The sequence below is a fragment of the Aquirufa regiilacus genome (genome assembly GCF_032470275.1).
Lineage (GTDB): Bacteria > Bacteroidota > Bacteroidia > Cytophagales > Spirosomataceae > Aquirufa > Aquirufa regiilacus.
The window spans coordinates 1,233,181-1,258,873 of the sequence record NZ_JAVNWW010000001.1; the positions used below are offsets into that span (position 1 = coordinate 1,233,181).

Below are 25,693 nucleotides of genomic sequence, written 5' to 3' on the forward strand. Positions count from 1 at the left end.
AAAAGGGGCTTAATTAATAGCCTCTTTTTTTATTTACTTGAAAAATAACTCAATACGATTTCATTGAACTCTTTCGGATTCGTTGTAAACCGTATGCTGCAAGCAACCCGTAAAGAAGCCCTGAATTTATTAGATTTGGGAATTGCCTCCGTGGAAGATATTGACCAGGCTGTTATAAAAGGTCTCGGCTATCCGATGGGCCCATTTCAGTTGCTCGACTTAACAGGCATCGACTTAGCTTATCATGTTGGAATGGAAAAATACCAAGCATCAGGAAATGAAGATGATAAACCATCTCCAACTATCGTGGAGAAGTTCAACAAAGGAGAATGGGGAAAGTAAGTGGGCAAGGGATTTTATACTTATTGATGCTTGACTTCATTCAATCCTCATAGGGGGTTCTGAGAAGCTCGACAGCAATGTCGGGCTTTTTTGTTGCCCTGCCCCCTGATAATTTCCTCTAAAAACTGATTATTTTCTTACAAATCCACAATTACAACTGAAAGTGCACTATATTGCACAAATCTGCCTAAATCAGCCTACAGTAATCATTAAATACAAGAAAAAGAGCAATTTAATGCACCAACAAGACATCATAGAAACACTAAAAAAGCGACGAATTACGCTCCAAGTGAACCAAGAGACCCTTGCTATGCTGTCAGGTGTAGGTCTACGAACGGTCAAACAATTTGAAAGCGGAAAAGGAAATCCTACCTTGGAGACGATTCAAAAACTAGCCGATGTACTAGGACTTGAAATGCAATTAACTATCAAGAAATTAGAGACAGAAAATGAGGACAGCGACGATATTGTATAAGACTGAACCTGCAGGAATTTTGAGTCAACTGAATAATGGTAGTTTTCATTTTCACTATTTGGAGACATGGATAGAAGATAAAAAGAAACCGGCCATTAGCTTAACCATGCCTAAATCAAAAAAGGAATTTAAGTCCCCTCACCTATTTCCAGTTTTCTTTCACTTGTTACCAGAGGGAGCCAATAAGCAAGCGGTTTGCAAGTTCAAGAAGATTGATCCATCGGATCATTTTGGCATCCTATTACATACCGCTCAATTCGATACGATAGGTGCGATAACGATTGAACAAATAGACTGATAAGTGAATATACCACTGCTTTCCTATTGCCCAGGTACACTAGCTGAAGGTCATTCCAGTTACTGCCGATCTGCGATTCAGCGACTATTCTCGAATCACAAGGTGCATCACGTGCTGCCCTATGTTTCACCGGCGAGTTCAGACGAGGTTTCTGGTATTTTCTTTGAGAACAGAACGATTATGTCTATTTCTGGAGTACAGGAAAAGTTTTCACTCCTACTAGAGAAGAATAAGCTTCGATTAGCTCAGCCGGGGGAAAGTGGTCATTATTTACTAAAACCAATTCCTACTCTGGGCAAGAACAAGCATCTGATGCCTGCAAACGAGCATTTGACGATACAGATAGCTAAACAGGTTTTTCAAATAGATACGGCAGAGAATGGGATTGTTTTCTTCCAAAATGGGGAAATGGCCTATTTGACAAAACGATTTGACCGGGATGAAGCTGGACTGAAACGAGGGAAAGAGGACTTTGCGGTTTTGGCAAATAGAACACCGCAAACACACGGGGCGAATTACAAATACGAAGGAAATTACCTCGAATTGTTCCAAATCATGCAGCAATATGTGCCTGCCTATGCCACCGAGGCTCCTAAACTATTTAAAATCATCTTGTTTAATTACCTGTTTTCGAATGGAGATGCCCATTTAAACAATTTCTCCCTACTAGAAACAGTGGATGGCGATTACATTCTGAGCCCGGCCTATGATTTATTGAATTCTCAATTACATATCGCAGATAGCGATTTTGCCTTACTAGGTGGCTTATATCCGAAGGCGCAATACCAGGGAAAATTAATCCATCAGTTTATACACTTGGGAAAAATGGCAAATATCCCTGAAAAAATGGTAGAACGAATTCTCGAACAAATGCAGGCGAATTCGACTGAGATTGAAATGTTGATTCGACGCTCCTTTCTAGAAGAAAGTGCTCAGAAAAACTATTATCAAAGTTACCAGGGACGGTTGAAACGACTGAAAATCTAGTAAATTGCAATATTATGTCTAAACCGATTCTTCTCATCAGATACTGCCCGAAATGCAACTGGTTACTGCGAGCAGCCTATGTGGCCCAAGAACTCCTCAGTACATTCGAACTAGAAGCTGGGGGTGTCATGTTAAAGCCTAGCCAAATTGCAGGAGAATTCTCCATTTCTATAGATGATAAACCTTTGTTTGACAGAAAGTTAAACGGAGGATTTGAGGAAATAAAGGTGATTAAGCAACTCGTTCGAGACGAAATCTGTCCTGAAAAAATATTAGGACACAGCGACAAATGATCGGTCTACTCATGGCAGGTGGGGCTAGCACTCGGATGGGAACCGATAAAGGTTTGTTGCTAGATAAGGCCGGAAAATTATGGGCCAAAAAAACATTTGAATTACTTGAAAAAGGGAATTTATCCTGTTTCGTCAGCCTCAATTCTAGTCAATTAGATACGTACCAAGCCCATTTTTCAATTAAATCGTTAGTGATTGACAATTCTAAAATCCCAGTAAAAGGCCCTTTACTTGGTATATTAAGTGTGCATCAGCAATTTCCCAAAGAGGATCTTTTTGCTTTGGCAACAGATCTTCCTTATTTGTCATTTGCTCAGATCGAGCGACTACTCGTATTTCGGGAACAAAATCCTAAACGGGGGATTTGGGTATACAGAAGTCATAAAGGGCCAGAACCACTTTGTGCGATTTATTCAGCGCGGATTTTAGCTCAAATCTTATCCGCACCTCCACAAAAATTCAGCCTAACGGCACTTTTGGATCAATTCCCAACAGCCTATTTACCAATCCTTCCGGAAGAAATGGATAATTTCGAGAATGTCAATTTCCCAATATACGGAAAGTCACTTTAGGCGCATTGCACAATTCACAGCAATAATCATCTGCTAGATTCATAAACGGCGTTCCGGGTTCAATACCTTGAGAGAGGTCACCGTAGGCTGGGTCATAACGTGTTAAACACGCAACACAGAAATAACGATTTTCTTCCAAGCTTTCCTCAGTGCGGACTTCTGATCGAATGGTTTGGCGCACCTGGGTGGCCCTATATTTATAAAATGACAAAATGGCTCGACGCAATTGCTCACCCAACACAAATTTAGGTACACTTGAACAAAATAGATAGCCTGTTCGCTGATTAGGATTAAAATCATGCGCGCATAAAATATCATATACGTAAAATAAACCCCACAAAACAGATCGCGAGCGTACCACGATTCCTCCAAAAACTTCACTTTTCGGCCTTGTTTTAATCCCAATACTTAATCCAAACGAACGGGTATCTTCTTTATTTAAATGCCGGACCAAAAATTGCTTTAAGGCTAAACCTTTCGGACTATGATCTTCTAATTGAAAATTCAATTCGTTCGCGGCATGACGCATATTTATTTGATGCTTTTCTAACAGCAAATTCCAAGCGCACTTGTCCTTTTCCTCGATTCCCTTTATCATTAATGATTTCCAAGGAGTAGAACCAATTTGACCTACTTTGGTATCTAAACACAACAAGCATACTTCGCGTAAAAAATCACAGCTAAATAATTCTTTACGCCGATAAATACCTAACCAATACCGGTTGTTATACCGATTCAAGCCTTCGTAATAAGGCAAATTGAATGGTGGTAATTCAGCTGTCGACTGAGCCTTACGAATTATATAACTTTTAACCTCCAAGCGAGAAAGTAAAAGCTCTCCACTCGCCGCTTCCTGCCCATAAAATGATTGCTTATCGGATAAAATTAAGCTTTCTAGCTGTTTTGAAAAAGCTGCCACATCTTGAGTATACACTAATTCTGTCCACTCATAAATCACATTAGTTTTCGGAAAACGGACAAATAAATGCCAAAAATGTGGCTCTGTAGCGGATGCAACCCAATTGATATTCCCCGTCAATAAAGGAGTAAAACTTTGATTACTATCGGATATATTTATTTTTAAAGTAGGTTGGTAATTGATTCCATCTAAAATATCTCGGTAAACTCCTTCATTCAGCCATGTACCTTGTATAAACACCTCCTCCGCGGGATAGGAGCTAACAATATTCGGGTAAATTTCTTGATCCACCTCGAAGACGATACCTGCTTCATCCAGTGAATGGACTAAATCCTCTAGAGAAGTAGCTTCCAACGGAATCAACATTTGTTGACGCAACCCAAAACGCACCTGCCGTAACTTCAGCGTATCTAGAACATTCAGAATCTCAAGTAAATCACCTGGAGAAATAATACCTCCCAGAAAATTAATTTTTATGTATCTCATACTAGTCCAAATTCACGCATAGCAATAGGAAAATTCTTGTTTTCATGACTAGGATTCGTCAATTTAAGAAGGCTGTATCGCTGCAAATCACTTAATGCATTCCAGCTATTGAGTGTAACCTCCCAACCAAATTCCAAAGCCTTAGAACAAATACTTTGGGGCACATTTTTTCCAGCTTGCCATCCCACTAAAATTTTTGATTCAGACAATTGTGCCGGGGGTTGACCGGTATAATTTTCAATTAATTGGGCCAAAAATTGAGCGTACATAGCCTTTTCTGTAACTGATTCACACGAATTCATTGCCAAGGCTAACTTCTCATCAGAACCGAATTTCGCCCAAGCGGCTAAGCTCAATTTTATCTGTACCGCGTCTAATTTAAATCGAACAGCCATCGGAATACAACGCATGTTCGCTTCCATAAAATCTTCCTCGAAGACAAAATACTCAATATTTGCGTGACCTAAAAAGATCGAAGGGGCTAAGATTTTCATGAAATTATTTTTTGTTTCAACGTTCTATCTAACAAAGCTTTCACTTCTGGCCGGCAGCTGCCGCAGCCCATACCCGCACCAGATAATTGGCATAATTGTAAGTGATCGCTACAGCCTGCTTCGATTTTTTGAATTACATTTCCTTCCCCTACCCCATTACAAGAACAGACCACCTTCCCAAGTATCGGCTCAGGCGCTTTGCCTGATCGTAATAAAAGCAATCGTTTCTCACTTAGCTCTAATTTTTGCTCAATCAAATTTCGGAATTCTAAAAATTCCCGCTTATCTCCAATCAAAATGGCGCCTATTAGGCGGTCATTGTGAATAATGCATTTTTTATAAAATCGTTTGGCTTTGTCCATAAAAATCACCTCCTCAAAGGCTGGATCTTTAGGACATTCCACTACTCCCATAGAACAGAGATCCGTACCGGGCATCTTTAATATATTCATCAACAAAGATCCACTATATTGACGGGAGATATCGCCATTGAGGTAGCGAGCTAAGACCTCAGCTTGCTGTTCAGCCGCTGCAGTAATGCCATACAAAACCCCATTGCATTCCGCTATTTCTCCTATCGCGAAAATGGAAGGATCACTTGTTTGTAAGTAGGCGTCTACTACCACACCGCGCTGCGTGAGTAAATCAGCTTGTTTAGCTAATTCGATGTTTGGGATTGTACCAATGGCAATGACAATAGCTTGACAAGGTAAAGTAAGTCCACTTTTCAATCGGACACCTTCTACCGCATAATCGCCTAACAAGCGCTCTATTTCATCATTATAATGTATAGAGATCCCCCTATCCACTAATTCTTCATGCAAAAGCTGACTGCCTAATGGATCCAATTGGCGATCCATGAAGCGGGAGTTGCGATGAACCAAAGAAACGGAAATCTGCATTTCCTCTAAGGATGCGGCAAGCTCAATTCCGAGCAACCCGCCACCTACAATGACCACGGGACCATTGGCAGGATCCACATGAGCCTTGAAGCGATCTGCATCAGGCCGACTTCGCATCGTAAATATCCCCTCCAAAGGTGGCAAATCACGCAACATAGCTGGTCTACTACCTGTTGCTAAAATTAACACATCGTAGGAATGCACTTGTCCTTTCGAGTCGGTCACTGTCTTTGCTCCGCGATCAATCGAATCAATGCCGAGTCCACGGTACAACGAGATGGAATGTTCTTCCTCTTCTGCCTCCGACATTTTTACCAAATTCACCCAAGGCAAAGCCCCACTAATATAATCTGGCAACAAAACACGATTGTAAAAAGGTAAATCTTCTTTACTAAATACTACAATTTCATCTACGGAATTGTTTTGTCGGTACGATTTAACAAAGCCACAAGCACCAGCTCCAGCACCTACAACAACTATTTTTTGTTTCTGCTTAACAAAGGCCTGAACAGAAACGGCAGCAAATTTGAAATCGGGTTCCTTACTTTTCGGATCTACGAGACTCGAAGTAAGGTTATTTACTCGATTATCATCACGACCTGCGATTTTCCCCCAATGCATCGGCATAAAAACGCAACCACGTTTCAGATCATCACTTAACTTCGCCTTTACGCGAACGCATCCACGTTGATTCTTGACCTCGACGAGCGAACCTTCCTGAATGCGTAAGAAAGCCGCGTCATCTGGGTGAACCTCTACAAAGGATTCACCCATGTGCTGCTTTAATTTATTGACTTTCCCGGTCTTGGACATAGTGTGCCATTGATCTCGAATACGACCAGTATTCAAAATAAAGGGAAATTCTTCACTGCATTTTTCCGAAGTATTTTCATCTGATACCGACTGAATTTGGGCTTTCCCAGAGGGAGTATAAAATACACGATTTGTAAATAGACGCGAGGTACCAGCACCCGTTGATCCGGCGGGGTAAGGCCATTGAACTGTCCGATTTTTCGTTAAAGTCGCATAATTTAGTCCACTAACATCTATGTGCGTACCTGCTGTTAATTGTGCATGTTCCGAATAAATGGCTGAGGCATTTTCAAAATCAAAACCTTGGTAACCCATTTCCTGGGCGAATCGACAGATAATTTCCGCATCTGGCAACGCCTCTCCTGGAGCATTGACAATTTTAGGTAAGTGAGAAATGCGCCGTTCAGCGTTTGTCATTGTTCCTTCTTTTTCGGCCCAAGCCGCAGCTGGAAAAACAACATCAGCATACTCTAAAGTTTCTGCCTTGTTGGAAATTTCTTGAACTACAACAAATTTAGCCTTTTTCAAACCCGCCTCTACCTGACGAACATTCGGCATACTAGTCAATGGATTCGTACAAATTATCCACACCGCCTTTAAGGTACCGTCATCTAGTGCTTGGAACATTTCTGTAGCACTTAAACCAGGCTTGGCAGCGATACTTCCAGCAGGAACACCCCAGAATTGCTCCACTTCAGCCCGATGTGCTGGATTTAATAAATCACGGTGGGCTGGCAGTAGATTAGAGAGTCCTCCTACTTCCCGGCCGCCCATGGCATTAGGCTGACCCGTTAAAGAAAGTGGGCCGGCACCTGGGCGACCTATTTGGCCTGTAATGAGATTCAAATTAATCAGTGAGAGATTTTTATTTACACCCACCGCACTTTGATTCAAGCCCATAGTCCACATACTCATGTAGCTTTTCGCACCTGCAATGTAGCTAGCTGCCTGCGTAATTTTCGCTAGCGAAACGCCACAAATCAGCGCTGACTCCTCCACCGACCTTAATAAGACAGATGTCCGGTACGCCTCATACCCCTCTGCATGGTCACGAATAAAGGTATGATCTACCGCATCCATTTCAATTAACAGGCGCCCAATAGCGTGATGCAAAACAATATCAGTTCCAGGATTGACCTGCAAGTGAACATCCGCTATAGCACAGGTCTGCGTCTTGCGGGGATCACTCACAATAATTTTCAAATCTGGATTGCGGGCTTTGGCAGCCTCCACCCTTCGCCAAAGTATGGGATGACACCAAGCAGGATTTGCACCTGCTACTAAAATAACATCCGCTAAATCAATATCGGCATAGGAAACGGGCACCGAATCCTCCCCTAAACTCATTTTATAACCCACCACGGCAGAACTCATACACAAACGGGAATTTGTGTCAATGTTGTTACTGCCGATAAATCCTTTGATCAACTTATTGATTACATAGTATTCCTCAGTTAAACATTGCCCAGAGGCATAAAATGCGACAGATTCAGGTCCATATTGAGCAATTAAAGACTTAAAGACAGCCGCTGTTCGCTGCATAGCCGATTCCCAGCTTACCCGAATGCGCGGCTGATTTTTAGCATAGCGCATCAATGGATAATGTAAACGGTCTGATACATCATTTACCGTATAGTGCAAATTCATACCTTTACTACACAATTGGCCGTCATTTACAGGATGCCCCATTTCCCCCTCAACAAGCAGGCGACCAAGCGCATCCTTTTGAACAGATACACCACAGCCGACCCCGCAGTAACAACAGGTACTTTTGTGTTCAGTACAACCAGGTTTGAGGGATTTTTCCATGTTGAATATTAGGCAACCGTTAATTCAAGCGCTTTTTTTGCTTCACTAAATCGAGTAACAAAAATGATGGCGGAAACGGCAATTACTATCATACCAATATAACCGAAAGCTTGCATATAGGTGATACTTTCGCTCTTAAATAAGAATCCAAACAACATACCACCCACATTTCCACCTGCACCTACTACTCCGCTCACAAAACCAACATTTTTCGTATTGACAAACGGAGTAATGGCATAAGTTGCCCCGTTTGCCATTTTTAGAAATAATGCAAAAGTGATCATCGATAGGATTGCTAAAGGTAAATTACCTGCATTGGCAAAAAGTAATAGGCCGACACCCTCTAACAATAAAACCGAAGCTAATAGTAAACCCTTGCCACGCATACCATAGGAGCGACCTACTCGATCGGCAAAAAAACCTCCCAAGGCACGCGCAAAGATGTTCATAAAACCAAAAGCTCCAGCCCAAAAGCCAGCGCTGCTTTGGGTTAAGTTGTATTCTTGCACAAAATGTAAGGCTGCCACATTATCAAACGTAATTTCCATACCAAAACAAACAGCATATGCCAAAGCCAAGGCCCAAACACGCCAATCTTTCAATACCGTAAAATCCGTTTTTGACTTCAATTGTACATCACGATCAATTTCATCATAATTGCCAGCAGGTGTATCTTTCGTAAATTTGAAATATACAAAGGCCATTAGTAGCATCATCACGCCGGGAAGAATCATCGCATAACGCCAAGCGTCAGCTTTGACATAACCAAAACCAACAATTGCCGTAAATACAACGGGCATTAACATATTCGTGATTCCTCCACCTAAATTACCCCATCCACCGGCAACAGCATTCGCTGTACCTTTGATGGCAGGCGAGAACATCATTGACGTATGAAATTGAGTGATCACAAAAGAAGCTCCCACGATACTGATTGCTAGGCGAAACAAAAGGAAACTACTGTAACTTTCAGCGAGTCCAACGCACATTACCGGAATCGCCCCCACTAATAGTAAAGCCGTATAGGTCTTCCGAGGTCCCCAAGTATCGCACAAGCGACCAATCAATAACCGAGCAATAATGGTTCCTGAAACGGAAGCAATAATAATATTCCCAATTTGTGGTTTAGTCAAATGCAAAGTTTCTTTAATTGTAGGCATCAATGGCGCTAGTCCAAACCAACCAAAGAAACAAACAAAAAAGGTCATCCAAGTAATATGAAACGTACGCATTTGTACCCCACGGAAGGAGAAAATGTTTAATTTTTCGAGCGGCAGATTGTTCTTCATTAGATTTTATTTAAGTGGATTATAATAGCATATTGAGTTGTAGGTAAGCCCATGAAGCTTGTTTTTGAGTGGTGCCGGGACTAAATCCCTTAGCCGATTCCATCGAATCGCTTGCTTGCATCACAGAAAAACCCATTTCAAGCATACTAAACTTGTTCAGCACATAGGTGCTAACCCAGTCTAGTTCGATACCTAAGAAGGGGTTAATTTTTTGACCATCTTGGGCCTTTTGATCCGCCTCCAACGCAAAATAATGCAGATCCATCCCTGAACTGAATCGTTTATTTTTAGCAACATACTTTGATTTTAGATACAAATCAGACAACCCTCCTGCCGGGGAACCCGTTCCTGCATAGAAGTAATCCATCAATCCCCAAAACTTATGTGGCGTCCCATACAAGGGATCAAATCGATGATTGGTTTTTGAACTCGAAAAGGCATCATTTCCAGAAACAACATCCCAACCAAACGTATAGGCTATATTCCTAGGTTGATAGGTAATGGCTAACGAAGAAGTAAAGGCATCTAAAAGAAGGCCGTCTTTATCCTTGCCTGTTTGGTAATAAATGGCTCCATTAAAATTCCAAGCTTTTGCCAAAGGTGCAGAGAAGTTCGACCCTATTGTCCAACGCGCATTTAACACCGTAGAATGGTAGCGACGTCCAAATACATAAGCCGTGTCTTTACCCGCTATATTCCGAGTGGAATCAAGACTATAAGCTCCAAATTGATCACTCAAAATGACTCCAGACCATTTCGCTTTACCTACGTTTTTTGAGAGGTACAAAAATTGCATCGATTTGTAATTTTGGCCCAAAGCATTCGTCGACGGAGGATTTACCAGACTAGCGACACCGTTCTTCGCTGATAAACCAGTAACTCCTACCAAAGGAATAATTCCTGCGGGAACGGCTACTAAATTCCCCTTGCTATCTTTCACATACGGAAGAACATTACCAGGCACATAATAGCTTCCGTCTGTTTGAAAAGCATCCGTATTTTGATTATATGCCATTCCCAAATCCACTCTCCAGCCTTTATTAATCAGTTTCAAAACCAGTGCATCATGTCGACGGCCTTGCTGCAACCAATCCAGATTCCCCAAAATACGTGAATCATCATACATCAATTCTTGCCTTCCTAACTTAATACCTAAGTACTCCACAAAACCTGGCAAAATTGTATCCTTTTTATTTACTAAACTGATTTCAGTCCAGGCTTCATGAACACCTAAACGAACACCATCCGCCGCTGAAATAGTTGATGCATCCTGACCCCAAACGCGTACATCTTGTATGGAAGTTTGAAATTGCACTCGACTACTTTTATAGGCACTCGTCAAACGAGTTCGTTGCGAAATAAAAAGGGCTGGGTCATACGTATTGAGACGAAGAATTCCGGCTCCGTCTCGGTATTCCGAGCGAGTGCGTATTTGGCCTGACCACGTTAATTGTCCGAAAGCCTGGCTTGCGAACAATAAAATAAGTGATAGGTATTTATAGTTCATGAGAATCAATTAAGAGAAATACATTACCTTCCCGAACTTCGACAGGATAAGTCGCAATGGAGCATTCGTCTCCGCTGAGGCATTCCCCTGATTTGAGGGAAAAAGTTTTCTTGTGAAAGGGACAGGCCACTTTGGGCTCTTCTCCTGCTGATCCGATCATCCCTCTACTTAAGGCCATTTGATGACGGTGGGGACATTCATTTTGGGTGGCGTACCACTCGCCTCTACGGGTAAAATTAAAGATAGCAATTTGTTGGTCTCCTACTTTTACACATACGCCACCATTCTCAGGTACATCATGTGTGGGACACGCGAGTATCCAATGTTGTTTTGTTGTTTCTACCATGGCTTATTATTTCCAGGCTTGCGCCTTTTTTTGATCACGTAATTCATCAAATTGTACAGTGGGGTCTTTTTCTTCCGGCGCATTAACAAAATGGCTAAAGCGCTTTCTAAACTCCGGATTTTCTACGGCTGCCTTCCATTCACAGACATAATTATCTACGAGACTTTGCATCTCTGACTCAAGCTCTGACCCGATTCCGAGACTATCGTTCACCACCACGTTCCGGAGATAATCCATGCCACCATCCAATTTATTTAACCAAGTGGCAGTTCGCGTAAGTGGATCCGCCGTTTTGATGTAAAACATCAAAAAGCGATCAATGAACCGAATGCACGTTTCGCTATCAAGGTCACTCGCTAATAATAATGCATGTTGTGGTTTAGACCCCCCATTACCACAAACATGAAGGTTCCAGCCTTTCTCAGTTGCAATAATACCAAAGTCTTTGCTCTGAGCCTCAGCACATTCGCGTATACAGCCAGAAACACCCCCTTTAATTTTATGGGGTGCTCGAATTCCGCGGTAGCGTTCTTCTATTTGTATTGCAAAAGAAACTGAATCATGTAGTCCAAAGCGGCACCAGGTACTTCCAACACAACTTTTTACAGTCCTTAACGCTTTTCCATAGGCATGACCACTTTCAAAACCCGCAGCAATTAACTGCTCCCAGATTATAGGCAAATCAGATAAATGCGCTCCGAACAAATCAATTCGTTGACCACCCGTGATTTTAGTGTATAAATTAAATTCTTTGGCGACCTGACCGATAACAATCAATTTATCAGGCGTAATTTCTCCGCCGGGAATACGAGGGACTACAGAATAAGTCCCCCCTTTTTGGATGTTCGCTAAGAACCTATCATTACTATCCTGTGCAGTGTCATTCCCTTTGTCTAAAATTAATTCATTCCAAAGACTCGCTAAAATGGAAGAGACCAATGGCTTACATGTTTCACATCCATCCCCATTTCCGTGCGCGGTCAACACCGCATCATAGGAACGGAGATCCTGCAAACGCACTAAATCTAATAATTCTTGTCTGCTGTACGCAAAGTGTTCACAAATGACATTACGCACATAAATCCCCTGCGATTTGAGGGTATAATTGACTAAATCTTTGACCATAGGAACACAACCTCCACAACCCGTCCCCGCCTTAGTACATTTCTTAATCTCTTCAATAGAAACGGCTCCATCAATCACATGACCACAAATTTCTCCTTTTGTTACGGATTCACAGCTGCATATAACAGCTTCATCTGGCAAACTTGTCACACCAGCTCCTCCATCAGATTCTCCTCCGCGAGATCCTAAAATCACATCCTCTGGATTAGGCGGCAACACTACTTTATTTTTACAGGTTTGTAACAACAAATTATATTGTTCAGCATCTCCAATCAAAATACCTCCTAACAACTCCTTGCCATCCTTACTGATATTAATTCGTTTGTAGATACCCTTATTTTTATCTTCAAAAACAATAGAGCGCGCCTCTGATCCCGCAATAAATGGATCACCAAAACTTGCCACATCTACGCCAATTAGCTTCAATTTAGTACTCATATCAAAGCCTAAAAACACTTTTTCGGTACCTAAAATCGAAGCAACAGCCACTTCGGCCATTTCATATCCTGGTGCTACTAAGCCAAAAATCATTCCTTCAAATAAGGCACACTCACCGATAGCTAAAATGGCCGGATCGGAAGTAAACATTTGTTGATTTACGACAATTCCTCCCCTAGGTCCTACGTTAAGTTGAGCCGCAATTGCTAATTCATCTCGAGGTTTAATTCCAGCCGAAATAACTAACATATCCACGTTTAATGTACTTTCATCTTGAAAGCGCATACCCGAAATCGCTGATTCACCTACGATTTCAGTTGTATTTTTAGAAGTATGAATGGAAAGCCCAAGTGCTTCTAACTTTGATTTTAAAACAGATGAACCTGCATCATCAATTTGCCGAGGCATGAGTCGTGGCGCAAATTCAATCACATGTGTATTAGTCACGCCTAGGTCAATCATCGCTTTCGCAGCTTCTAATCCTAGCAAACCACCACCAATGACAGCACCTGTTTTAGCCTTAGGTGCCCAAGCTTGCATCATTTCAAGGTCCTCAATCGTACGATAGATAAAAACACCCTCTTTTTCGACACCCGGAATGGGAGGAACAAAGGCAGAAGAACCCGTAGCTAATACAAGGTAATCGTAGGCCATGGTAAGACCACTGTGTGAACTTACCGTTTTTTCCTTTCGGTTAATGGCTAAAATAGGATCTCCCACAATTAATACGATACCCTGTTCTGTGTACCAAGAAGTAGGTGCGAGTTGAAGATCTTCTGCCGATTTGCCGCTAAAAAACTCACTTAGGTGAACTCTGTCATAAGCAGGTCGAATTTCTTCACCAAAAACAGTAAGATCTAAATGTACCTCTGATTTGGCCACTAATTTTTCACAAAACTTGTAGCCCACCATACCATTACCTACGATGATAATTTTCATATTGCTTGATTATGTTAATAAAATTGCATTTTTCCAATATAAATTAAAATCAGAAAAATAAAATTAAGCTAAATACAGTTCCAATTCGAACAGATGAAATCTTATTTTACTTTTAAAAATGCATTCTATTGCTTGATTATGGAACAAATATTAAATTCTAAAATTTTAAAAACAAATTTATTTGGTTAAATTTCAAACCTATTTTTGCGAAATTTTCAAATTTTAATCTAATTCTTTGTAATTTTTCAACCTAAAAAAATTAGTTTTTCAAAAAAAATCAGAATTTACTATAAAATCTAAACCTAGATGTATAGATTTACAGAAGCTAGCCAAAAATAGGCTGATTAAAAATTGAATAATACTAAGAAAACCTAATCGGACCCACATGAAAAAATCATGCTTATACCTCGTGGGAGCAGGACCAGGAGATCCAGAAATGATCACACTAAAAGCAATCCGCGCACTTGAGCAAGCAGACGCTATTTTGTATGATGCGCTAGCGAATGTAGATCTATTAAATTATGCTAAACCAGGATGCCACTTAGAATTTGTAGGCAAACGATTTGGGTGCCACTATTTATCGCAACAGGAAATCAATGATCGAATTGTTGAGCTTGGATACTTACACAAACGGGTTGTTCGATTAAAAGGAGGAGATCCTTTTGTATTTGGAAGAGCGCAAGAAGAAATTGAAGCGGCGGAATCTGTTGGAATGAACATCGAGATTATACCAGGTATCTCGAGTGCCTTAGCTGTTGCAGCAACTAATCGCATCCCATTGACCTGCAGAGGTATTAATGAAAGCTTTTGGGTTACAACTGGAACAAAAGCAAACGGAGAAATTTCAGAGGACATCCAATGGGCTGCTCGATCATCCGCGACAGTCGTTATTTTGATGGCAATGAGTAAGCTAGAAACCATTATGGATTTATTCTGCCAAAACGGGAAACAAGATACGCCTGTAGCCATTATTCAAAATGGAACTAGACCTGATGAAAAAAAGGTATTTGGGACAGTTAAAGATATTGTCTTCCGATGCGAAGCCGCTACAATAAGCAATCCTGCTATTATTTTAATTGGTGAAGCGGTTGCTCTTCACCCAGAAAAAATCAAACAACTTATTGAAAATCAATACATAACCACTTAAATAATGCAAACCTTACAAAAAAGTGCACTTAATTCCGAAACAGAGTATACGGAATTAATGATTCCTAGTTACGCTAATTTTGGCGGTAAAATCCATGGCGGCATTCTGCTGTCCTTAATGGATAAAGTCGCCTTTATTTGCGCCTCGAAGCACAGTGGACAATACTGCGTGACAGTAGCTGTTGAAGGAGTAGAATTTAAGCAGGCAGTCGAAGTGGGCGAACTAGTAACAATCAAAGCCTCTGTTATTTTTGTAGGTAAAACTACCATGATTGTGGGAATGCGAGTTGAATCCTTTAAGCCCACCGAGGGTATTGTTCGCCACACTAACTCCTGTTATTTTACAATGGCAGCGAAAGATTCAGAAGGAAATCTCACGGCCGTACCTGGGCTACGACTGGAAACAGACAATCAATTACGCCGTTATTGCAAAGGAAAAATCATCCGAAAACTTTCCTTAGAAAAAAGAGATTTATTAAAAAGTGCAGTTAAGGATCAATTAATACAAGATCTACGTCAAGAATGCCAAGAAACCGACAAATGTTTCCTGTCTTAATCCCTCCACATTTTCTCCACTTGCCTAGCAATCTCCGGCAAATCCTGTTTTTTCATGCATGCAAAATGTCCTTTAGGACAAGTCTTCGTACCAAAATTCGAACAAGGCTGGCAACTTAAATCTGGAACGATGGATTGAAAAACCTGCGCTTTCGAATCAACCGGCATCAAAGGCTCGACCTGCAAAGCGGGGGAAGTAGCTCCCCAGATCGCGATTACATTCTTTTCAAAGGCACAGGCGATATATAACATACCGGTGTCGTGCGAGATGACGACACGGGCTTTGGCAACCATCATAGAGGTTATCGATGTGTACAAAAAACATCCTGGTCACCTAAGAGCAATGCTATCCGCAACGCGTATCGAGTTCTCAGATCCAGAACTAGTTAATGAACCCGTAACGGTTTTCAGCTATGACATACCGTTACAAAGTTCAATAAACTTAATTAGAGGTATACCTAATAGTTTTATGGGTAATGCTACTGAAACTATCATTGCAAACCTTACTGCTTACCCTGATGATAAACATCTAGTAGCATTTAATTCCCCATCTGGATGCATGGCTATTATTAGGTATTTAAGGGATAATGGTCATTTACAGCAATCTGAGATAAAAATATTATGCGGGGCAAGTGAGAGGAGCAAAAATACAACCCAAGAATACTTCCATGAGCTTGATTCAGACCATCTACCTGCTAAACTCAACTTCGTAACTTCCGCCTATTTCACGGGTTTTGATTTAAACGAGTCATATCATCTTATTAGTTTAAGCCAAAACAGGGGTTGGAGACTATTATCAGAAAGTCGCATCAAACAGATTGCTGGCATATCACGAACTGGATTAATTAGCCATACTATAGTTCACGAATACGTTATAACACCAGAGTTTGAGACTCTACTAACAAAGGAAGAATTGGCTAAAATAGCACGTGTTCAAGTTGCTGCATTGAATTGTATGAAATCAAGCTTTGAGAAAGACCCTTACCTTTCCAAATACACCAGAACATACCTTAATAACCTACTTTCATCATTCGATTCAACCCAAAATAGATATGTAAGAATAAACGAAGAAGTAGAATTTAAGGTATCGTTTCTAAACATAGACGCAGTATTAGAGGCACAAAGAGTTAGTCTTGAATTATACCAAAAACCCGAACAATTAGAGCTTAAATTAACTGAATTGGGGTGCCAGGTAACTGCCACAGAAAAACGTTCTGAATTAACGATTACAGAAGAGACTTCATCAACCGATAAAAGTACTGAATATCAACAAATAGCAGAGTTTCTAAGTACCTCAGAAGATTTAAGAGAATTACGGGATAACATTCGCTCTCAACAGTTCAATGGAGCTCAACTAGGCATCGTTAATAAATGTCTTTTTCTCCTTAATTACTACGAATACGGGACATTCATAAGCCTGTTTGCCAAACTAGCCAAACTAAAATCACCAAACAAGTCTATAAATAGGTTACTAACTCAGCACTACTTATATCTATTACCAGAATCAAACGTGTTAAAGCAGCAAGCGCAAGTTTTGTTTCCGTTAAAAGATCAACTGACTAAAGATATCATCAATAAGAAAATCAATAAACTACTTCAGTTGTACGGCATTACTCACACCATTAAAAGCGAAAACAATACAATGTCTGTTCTTAAACTTTTGGTTGAGGTAAGTAAACAAGGTTCTGTAACGACTATACATCAACATTTTCCGATGAGTGAATCCATAACTCCATACTTGCCTGATAGGTCAGATTTATCTGAGGCCGATCAAGGGATAGTGAAATCATATATGTATAGTTATGTATCGTCTCTTATATAACCACTTTGCTATTAATATTATAAGGATCAAAGTGATTAATTTCGAAAATTAGTGGTTTAATTGAGGTAATTCATCCAAAGTACCCACCTGCTCCATCCCCAAACTACGCAGGTACTTCAAGCTGGTCATCATAGATTGGTGCGAACAGAGCCTCTGTACAAGATGCAAGTCTTTATCCCTTTTGAACACTGAACACACTGCTGAATGCCTAAAGGAATATAGAGTGTGGTTAGGGGTAATTACTCCACTGCGAACAAGCTTAGTCTTTAACCTTGCCCAACAAGTGGAGAAATAACATTCATTTAGTGGTTTCAGATCATTAGTAAAGATGTTAAACTGATCGGGAAGTGCTAGTACCCCATTTGCTATCAGAATTGTCCTAATGTTTTCAGGAACTGGAATAGAGCGTATACGCTTTGACTTATTCTCATCTCCTGAGAGGGTTAGGATCGTTAAATCTTCGTTAAAGTTACCTCTAGTAAGTAATCTGACCTCTCTGTGAGGACGTAATAGCATACAATAAACAAACAATGCACACAAATAAAGGTTGTTACTAGTGGTACGTACCGCATCTAAACAGACCTCTAGCTGTTTCTCTGTAAATGCTTGGTTATGGACAGCTTCTACTCTCCTGCAAGAAGTACCTTTTACAGGATTAATCTTCATGATACCACGTTGTAGAATCTTATTGAACACAGCAGATAAGGTTCTGCGTTTGATAGCATAGTAAGCACTAGAGGAATTAAACCTCGAAAGAAAGGTTTCTACGGTAGCAGAGGTAATAGCATCCACCTCTTTGTCTAGAATCTCCAAACCACGTGCATAATCTAAGAACTCTTGGGTAACTATGGTGGTGTCACGAATATACTTCTTAGAATAAGATGAAGTATTCAGCTCTTTAAGCATTGTTGTTAGCACCTCTTCAATTAACCACCTCTTTTGACCAGGGAGCCACCCTTTCTTTAGTTCAGCAATAACTATGTCTTCTAGTAAAATCAGTTCTCTGAGCCGCGATTTTGCTGTCTTTTTAAGGTTTGGAGAACATGATTTGCCGAACTGTGCACCTTGGTAGATACGAACCCGCTTTTGGTTGATAAAGAAGTAAACATAGGACCGTTTGGAAAGGTCCTCACTGAAGAAGATTTTAGGTGTGATTTGCATTTACTGACCCAGTTTGTGACTCAGGCAATCCAAAACCACTCAAAAAGACTGTTTCCTCCTTAGCTCAGCTGGTAGAGCAACTGATTTGTAATCAGTAGGTCGTTGGAATTGCATTCCACGTTGATCCCGACAGGAGGCTCTGATAAGCTCAACAGAAATGTTGGGCTTTTTTGTTGCCCGCTATTGAACATAAAAAAACCGGTTAACCATTTCCTGCTAACCGGCTTATCCTTTTCGAAAGACTTATTTACACTTTTCCTCGAAATACGTCTTGGCAATTTCTTCCTCGCGCACGTACAAATTCTCATTCGTCAAGGATTGCGTCCCTCCTGCATGGTTACTACACCAGCCATGTTCCGCATGTGTATCGTAGGAAGTATGGCGCAGTTTAATGCCCATGTGCGAAATATCCTGAAACCAAGGTATACCAAAGTCAATCGAATTTTTCAACCCAAATAAACGAGCCTTGCCACGTGGAAAGACTAGTTTACGTGCAGCAGGAATATTAAATAATGCGACGAATTCATTGAGGCGACATTCAGGAAGGGGCCAACTAACTTTTCCCTCGCCCAATAAGCCCATTGAACTCGCACGGTCATGTGGCCAATCTTTATATAATTCCAACAATTCCTGGCTGCTTGGTCGGTAGTCATAATACTGCTGATCCACACAGCCCTTGTTAAACGCAGGACAGTTCCAGCATTGACCGATCGACCCTGCGGCAATATCCGTACCGATTACATCCAAATATTTCCCGATTAAATCACCCGAGAAGAGCATATCATTGTGCATCAAAAACAAATAAGGCATCTTAGCCTCCTCCCAGGCATACTGATAACGCACTGATTTCCGATAAGAAGGAATTAAGAATTTCAATTTTTGTTTGATCGAGTTTGAACTCAAATTTTGAAAGCCAAAAAACCGTTCTGACACATTATAAACAACGGGTAGTCCTTCCAATAAGGCTTTTAACTCATCCATATCAAATCCAAAAGGCTGAACCTTTTCGAATGTCACATAGATTTTATTAATGTGTTGCTTCGAGTATTTGTAAAGGGTATGTAGCGAAACGGCTGTTTGATAGGGTTTCCCATAGATCATAATGCCTACGTCTACTTGCTTTGAATTTTGCATTTATAAGGTGTTTTCTTTTAGAAATTTTTCAGCGATTGCTATGGAACTACTGACAACTTGGTGCATATCCAAGTATACATATTGGCCTAAACGCCCAATAAACGTAGTTTTTGGGTTTTCAATTTGTTTGTACTGTAGGAAAAGCGCCCGGTTTTTGCCGCTGGCGTCCTTCACAGGATAAAATCGTTCATTATTATTTTCCGTATACGAACAAGGTTCCTCATAGGTAATACTCGTAAACTGTTCGTTTTGAGGGGAATTCGGGATATTTTTCCATTCCACAACCCGCGTATAGGGACCATCATTCGTGAAATTCACTTGGCACACGGGAAAAATACGTGGAATAGGTAAATCGACATGATGAAACTTAAGCGACCGATACGGCAAAGGCCCTAGCGAATAATCGTAATATTCATCAATGGGCATCGAATTAAAGACATGCATGTAATCCGCTTCCATGCTTTTCTCAAATGCCGTCTCCAACCTTACGTGTATATTGGGATGATCCAATAGATTTTCAAACATTTTCGTGTAGCCCGCTTTCGGCATGGCTTGAAATTGATCATCTGGAAAATACAATTCATTTTGATCATTCCGAATAGGAACCCGATTGATGATGTCGGGACTAATTTCCTCCAACTTCAATCCCCACATTTTTTCAGAATATGGACGAATAAACGTGTCAATCACCTTATCCTCGCCTACTTGATCTTTGGTATCTAAATTGACCGGCAAAGTCACTAAACGACCATCCGCTAAGATTGCTTTGACCCGGTGCTGATAATCCACCCAATCCGTAAATCGACTTAAAAACGCAAAAACGGATTGATTATTTGTATGAAATAAGTGCGGACCATATTGATGAACCAAAATGTTGTGCCCGTTATGAAAATCAAATGCATTCCCAGCGATATGGTTTCGCTTGTCGATTACCTCGACATGAAACCCTTTTTCACCTAGCATTCGTGCAATAACAGCTCCGCTAAACCCAGCGCCAACAACCAATATCTTATTCAACATGTAATTTTAAGAACTAGAAATTAAAATTAACAAATCTAAGAGGCATTGCCAAAAGTCAAGAAGCTAACAGCATTTAGACGTAAGAATCCTACGTTACTTTGTGAATAATCGCGCTAATCCTTCCTCCACATTTGCTTGATGAAATACTTTCCATGCCGCTAAAAAAGCATCCGAATTTTCAAATCGAATGTGATTTAACAAGACACTAAACACCCCGATGATTGGTTCCACGCGAACGATGTCCAATGTCAATCGAAAAGGTTTGTCAACCTCGGCATCCAAATATTGAAATTGGTCTGTCAGATAAGGAAAATGCAACAAGAAAATTGTCATGGCTTTTAAATTGAAATACGCCTCCACGTGCAGCAAAGCCTCATCATAGATCAAATAGCCAAACGGATCCCGCATCAACTTATGTGCATGAATCTGTAATTCTTTTGGTGCCAAATCCTTTAATTTTAAGATACCCTCACAGCGGTCCAACTTGAATACTTTGGGGCGCGTGACACGAGCTAAATCCTCCAAATCAATGGCATAAATCTCTAAGTTCTCCAGACTAAAACTCACCGGAACAACCAGACGGTCCCTTTTCGTGCCTTGATTCGCACTCGAGTAATTCAATAAACGCATTTGGTATTTCCGCTTGCTCTGATTGATCTGTTTATCACAAAACTCGACCAAATCAATCGTCCGTTTTGACAAAAGATTTTGTCGCTTTTTGTTCGAGTGAAAAATCTGTAATAGTTTTTGCTGGATAGACCGACGCATATCAACATCCGAAATGGACTCCTGTGCTGCAAAATACAACGCCTGGCTTTCGTGTAAATTAAACTCTGTACGCGAATACTCCGACTTCTTTTTAATCCCATACTTGTCCCCTCGAATAATTTCCAAGCCATAGCCTGATAAGATATCCAAATGGCGAAATATCGTTCTGCGCTTATCTTCCCCAGAATCCTCCCCTCCGCCATATAGGGCCTCCAACTTGCGCATGGGAACAGGCTTTTCTGCCTCCAGCAAATACAACAACAGGTTCATGACACGCTCTTGTGTCGAGGAACTCTTTATTACCTTGGATTTCAATTCTTTAACGGGAGATTTCTTCGACTTATTCAATGGACTAGGATATTAAAATGAGAAATTCAAATTACTCATTTTTGTCAGTGATATTAAATGCAAACCCTATATAATTTAAGAACAAATTGACAAAATCAGGAGCAATACAGACTCCAAATACCCTTAAATAAACATATTCAGCTCACTAGACAACTATTTTCAGTTGACAAAATCAAATTTATTATGCCAAAATTTTGACATTCAGGCCTTTTTCAATGCATCAAAATTCCACTTTCCTAGTCGGCGAATATTCTGTAAATTGCTTCAAACAAACCGGATTATGATTCAACGTCGCGACTTCATCAAAAGCTCCATCGGCATCTCTGCGCTGATGGGTAACGCAAACCTATATACGCAAGCGCCAAGCGAGGCCTCTCCGATCAGCAATGAAGAGCGGATGCAACGCATCGGCAAAGCCCAAGAACTCCTTCAAAAAAATAACATGGTCGCATTGATTTTGGATGCGGGCACCACGATGCAATACTTCACCGGACTTTCCTGGTATCCCAGTGAAAGATCCATGTTGGTGATTATTCCTACCAAAGGCGAACTGACCTACATATGTCCCTATTTCGAAGAAGATCGCCTGCTCGAATTAATCAAAATAGGCAAACAAGTCCGTACCTGGCACGAGGACGAAAACCCCTTTGAACTTTGCATCAAAACCATCAAAGACTTCGGTTTTGGCTCAGGCCAAATTGGCATTGAGGAACAAACGCGTTTCTTTATCTCAAATGGACTTCAAAAAGCTGGCCAACAATTTCAATTGGTCAGTGGCGATCCGGTTTCGGTTACTTGCCGACTCATCAAATCGCCTGCTGAAATTGCATTGATGCAAAAAGCGAATGACATTACAACACTAGCCATTCAGGCAGGTATCGCCGCCTTAACGGAAGGCTGCACCCCGCGTCAAATCAGCCAAAAAATTGCACAAAAACACACCGAATTAGGAGCCCAACATGGTTTTGCTTCGGTAACCTTTGGCGTAGCAACTTCCTTTCCGCACGGAAGTTCACGCAAGCAAATCCTTCAAAAAGGCGATGTGGTCATGTTGGACTGCGGATGCCAAGTGGATGGCTATGAATCAGATATTACACGGACCGTTGTTTTTGGGGAACCGACACAGAAGCAGATCGATATTTGGAATTTAGAGAAGCGGGCTCAACAAGCTGGATTTGAAGCGGCGGTGCTCGGCGCCCCTTGTGAAAATGTGGATCTCGCTGCGCGCGGATTATTAGTTAAAGCAGGTTTTGGCCCGGAGTATAAATTACCTGGCCTTCCCCATCGAACCGGCCACGGAATCGGTATGGATGGGCACGAATGGGGCAATATGGTCAAAGGGAATAAATTACCGCTTCAAGTGGGTATGTGTTTCAGCATAGAACCAACCATCGCGATTCCGGGGGAATTCGGTGTTCGACTAGAAGATTGTGTTTACATGACCGAACAAGGCCCTAAATGGTTTAGCCAACCGAGTCCTTCGATCAGTCAAGCTTTTACATAGCGCTTTCGTAAATCCTCAGACTAAAGTCTGAGGTTATAAAATAGGTTAACCCCAGGTTTTAACCTGGGGAATAGATGCGAAGTAACGCTTCCCTACATTCCAACGTCTAAAGTCTAAAACTCATGCCCACCTCCCTCCTCCTCCAAGCCGCCTACATCGAAGCGCGCACACGACTTAGTAAAGTAACTGAGACCCTCACCCCCACAGATCTATCGAAGAAATTAGGTACCGCGCCGAATTCCATCGGGTTTCTCTTACAGCACATTGCGGAGGTAGAATTACTTTTTTGCAAGAATGTCTTTGGCCATACGGAAGTAAAGGTTATCGCACATACCGTGATTGACCAAAAGGATACGGGCGCTTGGACAGATTTAACAGCTATTCAAAACCTAATACATGAATCGGGCCAAACGATTGGAAGTATCATGGCTTCCGTTGCTGAAGAAGATTGGTCGACGCAAATCACTACCAAGGAATTTGGGACAAAGACCAAAGCTGAAGCCTTTGGCCGGATTATTTCACATACCGCTTACCATGCGGGGCAGGTAGCCATGATTCTAAAGTACGGATCGTAGAGACGCGATACCTCACGTCTTAAGCCCCAGACTGAAGTCTGGGGTTATATATTTTAACCTGGGATACTAGACGCGAGGTATCGCGTCTCTACAATAACATTTCATTATTTACGCAGCTCGGAACATCCTCCGCATAGTGCGACACGAAAATCAAGGTCATATCCGTACGAGCGGCAAGCTCATCAATCACTCTTTTCAATAAATTCACCTGCTCCTGATCTAAGCCTTGACAGGGCTCATCCAAAATCAACAAGGGCGGATTCTTGACAAATGCCCGTGCGATCAAAATCATTTTCTGCTCGCCAGTTGATAAGGTATGAAACGAACGCTCAGCCAAATACCCTAAACCAAATAAATCTAACGTTTCGCTAACCTTTGCAGTCTGTACCTCATTGACCTTTCGCGTCACACCCAACAAATCAAATAATCCCGAAGCGATAACCGCAAAACAAGTTCCCGTTTCCTTGAAATACAAATGCATCTCAGGGCTCACATAGCCAATGTTTCGTTTGATATCCCAAATACTTTCACCCGTCCCTCGTTTTCTACCAAACAATGTAATATCCTGCGAATAGGATTGTGGATTATCTGCCGTAATCAAACTTAATAAAGTTGATTTACCCGCTCCATTAGGCCCTTTTAACACCCAACGCTCTCCACGATTTATCGTCCAAGAAAATTGATCCAAAATGGTCTTCGTGCCGTAGCGAATCGTGACATTTCGCAATGAAACGATCGAAGAATCTCCTAAATCCCCAGGCTGAAGCCAGGGGTTATTATTTTCCTCCCCAGGCTGAAGCCAGGGGTTATTATTTTCCTCCCCAGGCTGAAGCATGTTGTTTTTATTTTCCTCCCCAGGCTGAAGCATGTGGTTTTTATTTTCCTCCCCAAGCTGAGGCATGTGGTTTTTATTTTCCTCCCCATGCTGAAGCATGGGGTTACAAGCATCTTGTATAACCCCAGACTTTAGTCTGGGGATCTCAGGAACATCCCTGCGAAGCGTATAAACTTGATTCACAAACTCAGGCACATCTCCACCCGATAAAAACAATATGAAACGAATGCCTTGGTTATGTAATTGACGTAAGCCTGCCGACAAAATTGCTCGACCAGCCACATCAAGACCTAAATACGGATTGTCCAATAGTAACCAATCAGGCTTTTGGCCCAATGATTTCACAATCTGCAAACGCTTGTTTTCCCCATTCGATAATTGCAACAAGGGCTTATCCAACAACGTTTCAATGCCAAAAACCTTTATCCACTCCCCCACGTCCAAATCACCTAACTCCTCCCGAACGGTGTATGAATCTTCTGAATCCGAAGAATTAAAGCGCTGCTGGAGGTAAAATTCGGAAATATTACTCCGATTCTTGAAATGATGTTGCTGTTCCACAAACAACACAAAAGACCCCTGAAACCAGACATCTCCTTTTCGAAACAAACGACCCGAGAGCGCTTTGGCTAACGTTGTTTTCCCTGAACCCATCGGACCTACAATCGCCAAGCAATCCTCCGCTCCTATCTCAAAGGAAATATCATTCAATACTTCACTAGCTCCATAAGAGGCAGACAAATGACTGACACGGGCAACGATTTCTTTCGACATAAGGAAAATAAACAGCC

General features: G+C 41.3%; 24 protein-coding genes. 11 read left to right on the forward strand and 13 right to left on the reverse strand.

Annotated elements, in window-relative coordinates; translation table 11 throughout:
* Window positions 1–63 precede the first annotated feature (63 nt).
* From PQG45_RS05435 to PQG45_RS05460, 6 genes are all read left to right on the forward strand, one after another.
* Window positions 64–342 (forward strand): 3-hydroxyacyl-CoA dehydrogenase family protein, encoded by a 279-nt coding sequence (locus tag PQG45_RS05435; protein WP_262707899.1) that lies wholly within the window; start codon window positions 64–66, stop codon window positions 340–342.
* Window positions 343–505: 163 nt separating this feature from the next.
* Window positions 506–817, forward strand: a complete 312-nt coding sequence (locus PQG45_RS05440; protein ID WP_316070410.1) for a helix-turn-helix domain-containing protein — start codon at window positions 506–508, stop codon at window positions 815–817.
* Between the two features lie 19 nt (window positions 818–836).
* Window positions 837–1,115, forward strand: coding sequence for a HipA N-terminal domain-containing protein (locus PQG45_RS05445; protein WP_316070411.1), 279 nt, complete (start codon window positions 837–839; stop codon window positions 1,113–1,115).
* Between the two features lie 3 nt (window positions 1,116–1,118).
* Window positions 1,119–2,102 (forward strand): type II toxin-antitoxin system HipA family toxin, encoded by a 984-nt coding sequence (locus tag PQG45_RS05450; protein ID WP_316070412.1) that lies wholly within the window; start codon window positions 1,119–1,121, stop codon window positions 2,100–2,102.
* 14 nt (window positions 2,103–2,116) lie between these two features.
* On the forward strand, window positions 2,117–2,395 hold the full coding sequence (locus tag PQG45_RS05455; RefSeq protein WP_130897040.1) for a SelT/SelW/SelH family protein: 279 nt from the start codon (window positions 2,117–2,119) through the stop codon (window positions 2,393–2,395).
* On the forward strand, window positions 2,392–2,967 hold the full coding sequence (locus PQG45_RS05460) for a molybdenum cofactor guanylyltransferase (protein ID WP_130897039.1): 576 nt from the start codon (window positions 2,392–2,394) through the stop codon (window positions 2,965–2,967). The genes PQG45_RS05455 and PQG45_RS05460 overlap by 4 nt, the downstream gene beginning before the upstream one ends.
* Here the strand turns inward: PQG45_RS05460 and PQG45_RS05465 are convergent.
* The 7 genes from PQG45_RS05465 to nirB are packed head-to-tail and all read right to left on the reverse strand — an operon-like array spanning window position 2,936 to window position 14,034.
* Window positions 2,936–4,372, reverse strand: a complete 1,437-nt coding sequence (locus PQG45_RS05465; RefSeq protein WP_316070413.1) for a rubredoxin — start codon at window positions 4,370–4,372, stop codon at window positions 2,936–2,938. The genes PQG45_RS05460 and PQG45_RS05465 overlap by 32 nt on opposite strands.
* Window positions 4,369–4,866: a nitrate reductase associated protein gene (locus tag PQG45_RS05470; protein WP_316070414.1), complete on the reverse strand. Its 498-nt coding sequence runs from the start codon at window positions 4,864–4,866 to the stop codon at window positions 4,369–4,371. The genes PQG45_RS05465 and PQG45_RS05470 overlap by 4 nt, the downstream gene beginning before the upstream one ends.
* Window positions 4,863–8,390 (reverse strand): molybdopterin-dependent oxidoreductase, encoded by a 3,528-nt coding sequence (locus PQG45_RS05475; RefSeq protein ID WP_316070415.1) that lies wholly within the window; start codon window positions 8,388–8,390, stop codon window positions 4,863–4,865. Before PQG45_RS05475 ends, PQG45_RS05470 begins: the two co-directional genes overlap by 4 nt.
* A gap of 8 nt (window positions 8,391–8,398) precedes the next feature.
* Window positions 8,399–9,679 carry a NarK family nitrate/nitrite MFS transporter gene (locus tag PQG45_RS05480; RefSeq protein ID WP_316070416.1) on the reverse strand — a complete coding sequence of 427 codons (1,281 nt, stop codon included), beginning with the start codon at window positions 9,677–9,679 and terminating at the stop codon, window positions 8,399–8,401.
* A gap of 19 nt (window positions 9,680–9,698) precedes the next feature.
* Window positions 9,699–11,186 (reverse strand): alginate export family protein, encoded by a 1,488-nt coding sequence (locus PQG45_RS05485; RefSeq protein WP_316070417.1) that lies wholly within the window; start codon window positions 11,184–11,186, stop codon window positions 9,699–9,701.
* On the reverse strand, window positions 11,176–11,532 hold the full coding sequence (nirD, locus tag PQG45_RS05490) for a nitrite reductase small subunit NirD (protein WP_130897033.1): 357 nt from the start codon (window positions 11,530–11,532) through the stop codon (window positions 11,176–11,178). The genes PQG45_RS05485 and nirD overlap by 11 nt, the downstream gene beginning before the upstream one ends.
* 6 nt (window positions 11,533–11,538) lie before the next feature.
* The gene (gene nirB / locus PQG45_RS05495) at window positions 11,539–14,034 is read right to left on the reverse strand and encodes a nitrite reductase large subunit NirB (protein ID WP_316070418.1); all 2,496 of its coding nucleotides are present in this window, start codon (window positions 14,032–14,034) and stop codon (window positions 11,539–11,541) included.
* Window positions 14,035–14,419: 385 nt separating this feature from the next.
* On the opposite strand from nirB, the gene cobA reads away from it, so the two are divergent.
* Together cobA and PQG45_RS05505 are read left to right on the forward strand one after the other, a co-directional pair.
* On the forward strand, window positions 14,420–15,181 hold the full coding sequence (cobA, locus tag PQG45_RS05500; protein WP_316070419.1) for a uroporphyrinogen-III C-methyltransferase: 762 nt from the start codon (window positions 14,420–14,422) through the stop codon (window positions 15,179–15,181).
* A gap of 3 nt (window positions 15,182–15,184) precedes the next feature.
* Window positions 15,185–15,736, forward strand: a complete 552-nt coding sequence (locus PQG45_RS05505) for an acyl-CoA thioesterase (RefSeq protein ID WP_316070420.1) — start codon at window positions 15,185–15,187, stop codon at window positions 15,734–15,736.
* Here the strand turns inward: PQG45_RS05505 and PQG45_RS05510 are convergent.
* Window positions 15,733–16,032, reverse strand: coding sequence for a glycosyltransferase family 9 protein (locus PQG45_RS05510; protein ID WP_316070421.1), 300 nt, complete (start codon window positions 16,030–16,032; stop codon window positions 15,733–15,735). The two genes, PQG45_RS05505 and PQG45_RS05510, sit on opposite strands and share 4 nt — an antisense overlap.
* Here PQG45_RS05510 and PQG45_RS05515 point away from each other — a divergent pair.
* Entirely contained in the window at window positions 16,019–17,557 is a 1,539-nt protein-coding gene (locus PQG45_RS05515) for a hypothetical protein (protein WP_315577518.1), read from the forward strand. The two genes, PQG45_RS05510 and PQG45_RS05515, sit on opposite strands and share 14 nt — an antisense overlap.
* Window positions 17,558–17,605: 48 nt before the next feature.
* Here the strand turns inward: PQG45_RS05515 and PQG45_RS05520 are convergent, their stop codons facing one another.
* From PQG45_RS05520 to PQG45_RS05535, 4 genes are all read right to left on the reverse strand, one after another.
* On the reverse strand, window positions 17,606–18,718 hold the full coding sequence (locus PQG45_RS05520; protein ID WP_316070422.1) for an integrase: 1,113 nt from the start codon (window positions 18,716–18,718) through the stop codon (window positions 17,606–17,608).
* 243 nt (window positions 18,719–18,961) lie between these two features.
* Window positions 18,962–19,852, reverse strand: a complete 891-nt coding sequence (locus tag PQG45_RS05525; RefSeq protein ID WP_316070423.1) for a hypothetical protein — start codon at window positions 19,850–19,852, stop codon at window positions 18,962–18,964.
* Window positions 19,853–20,872 carry a UDP-galactopyranose mutase gene (locus PQG45_RS05530; protein WP_316070424.1) on the reverse strand — a complete coding sequence of 340 codons (1,020 nt, stop codon included), beginning with the start codon at window positions 20,870–20,872 and terminating at the stop codon, window positions 19,853–19,855.
* Between the two features lie 93 nt (window positions 20,873–20,965).
* Window positions 20,966–21,955 (reverse strand): hypothetical protein, encoded by a 990-nt coding sequence (locus PQG45_RS05535; RefSeq protein WP_316070425.1) that lies wholly within the window; start codon window positions 21,953–21,955, stop codon window positions 20,966–20,968.
* A gap of 313 nt (window positions 21,956–22,268) precedes the next feature.
* Here PQG45_RS05535 and PQG45_RS05540 point away from each other — a divergent pair, with 313 nt between their 5' ends.
* Window positions 22,269–23,492 (forward strand): M24 family metallopeptidase, encoded by a 1,224-nt coding sequence (locus PQG45_RS05540; protein WP_315577513.1) that lies wholly within the window; start codon window positions 22,269–22,271, stop codon window positions 23,490–23,492.
* A 122-nt stretch (window positions 23,493–23,614) separates the two neighbouring features.
* The gene (locus tag PQG45_RS05545; protein WP_316070426.1) at window positions 23,615–24,067 is read left to right on the forward strand and encodes a DinB family protein; all 453 of its coding nucleotides are present in this window, start codon (window positions 23,615–23,617) and stop codon (window positions 24,065–24,067) included.
* Between the two features lie 88 nt (window positions 24,068–24,155).
* Here the strand turns inward: PQG45_RS05545 and PQG45_RS05550 are convergent, their stop codons facing one another.
* Window positions 24,156–25,676, reverse strand: a complete 1,521-nt coding sequence (locus PQG45_RS05550) for an ATP-binding cassette domain-containing protein (protein WP_315577511.1) — start codon at window positions 25,674–25,676, stop codon at window positions 24,156–24,158.
* Window positions 25,677–25,693 lie beyond the last annotated feature (17 nt).

Coding starts and splice junctions, on each gene's coding strand:
- PQG45_RS05475 (WP_316070415.1), bottom strand. CDS start 8,390: ATGGAAAAATCCCTCAAACCTGGTTGTACTGAACACAAAAGTACCTGT.
- PQG45_RS05470 (WP_316070414.1), bottom strand. CDS start 4,866: ATGAAAATCTTAGCCCCTTCGATCTTTTTAGGTCACGCAAATATTGAG.
- PQG45_RS05525 (WP_316070423.1), bottom strand. CDS start 19,852: ATGCAAAATTCAAAGCAAGTAGACGTAGGCATTATGATCTATGGGAAA.
- PQG45_RS05540 (WP_315577513.1), top strand. CDS start 22,269: ATGATTCAACGTCGCGACTTCATCAAAAGCTCCATCGGCATCTCTGCG.
- PQG45_RS05465 (WP_316070413.1), bottom strand. CDS start 4,372: ATGAGATACATAAAAATTAATTTTCTGGGAGGTATTATTTCTCCAGGT.
- nirB (WP_316070418.1), bottom strand. CDS start 14,034: ATGAAAATTATCATCGTAGGTAATGGTATGGTGGGCTACAAGTTTTGT.
- PQG45_RS05480 (WP_316070416.1), bottom strand. CDS start 9,679: ATGAAGAACAATCTGCCGCTCGAAAAATTAAACATTTTCTCCTTCCGT.
- nirD (WP_130897033.1), bottom strand. CDS start 11,532: ATGGTAGAAACAACAAAACAACATTGGATACTCGCGTGTCCCACACAT.
- PQG45_RS05505 (WP_316070420.1), top strand. CDS start 15,185: ATGCAAACCTTACAAAAAAGTGCACTTAATTCCGAAACAGAGTATACG.
- cobA (WP_316070419.1), top strand. CDS start 14,420: ATGAAAAAATCATGCTTATACCTCGTGGGAGCAGGACCAGGAGATCCA.
- PQG45_RS05545 (WP_316070426.1), top strand. CDS start 23,615: ATGCCCACCTCCCTCCTCCTCCAAGCCGCCTACATCGAAGCGCGCACA.
- PQG45_RS05550 (WP_315577511.1), bottom strand. CDS start 25,676: ATGTCGAAAGAAATCGTTGCCCGTGTCAGTCATTTGTCTGCCTCTTAT.
- PQG45_RS05485 (WP_316070417.1), bottom strand. CDS start 11,186: ATGAACTATAAATACCTATCACTTATTTTATTGTTCGCAAGCCAGGCT.
- PQG45_RS05510 (WP_316070421.1), bottom strand. CDS start 16,032: ATGATGGTTGCCAAAGCCCGTGTCGTCATCTCGCACGACACCGGTATG.
- PQG45_RS05455 (WP_130897040.1), top strand. CDS start 2,117: ATGTCTAAACCGATTCTTCTCATCAGATACTGCCCGAAATGCAACTGG.
- PQG45_RS05460 (WP_130897039.1), top strand. CDS start 2,392: ATGATCGGTCTACTCATGGCAGGTGGGGCTAGCACTCGGATGGGAACC.
- PQG45_RS05520 (WP_316070422.1), bottom strand. CDS start 18,718: ATGCAAATCACACCTAAAATCTTCTTCAGTGAGGACCTTTCCAAACGG.
- PQG45_RS05530 (WP_316070424.1), bottom strand. CDS start 20,872: ATGTTGAATAAGATATTGGTTGTTGGCGCTGGGTTTAGCGGAGCTGTT.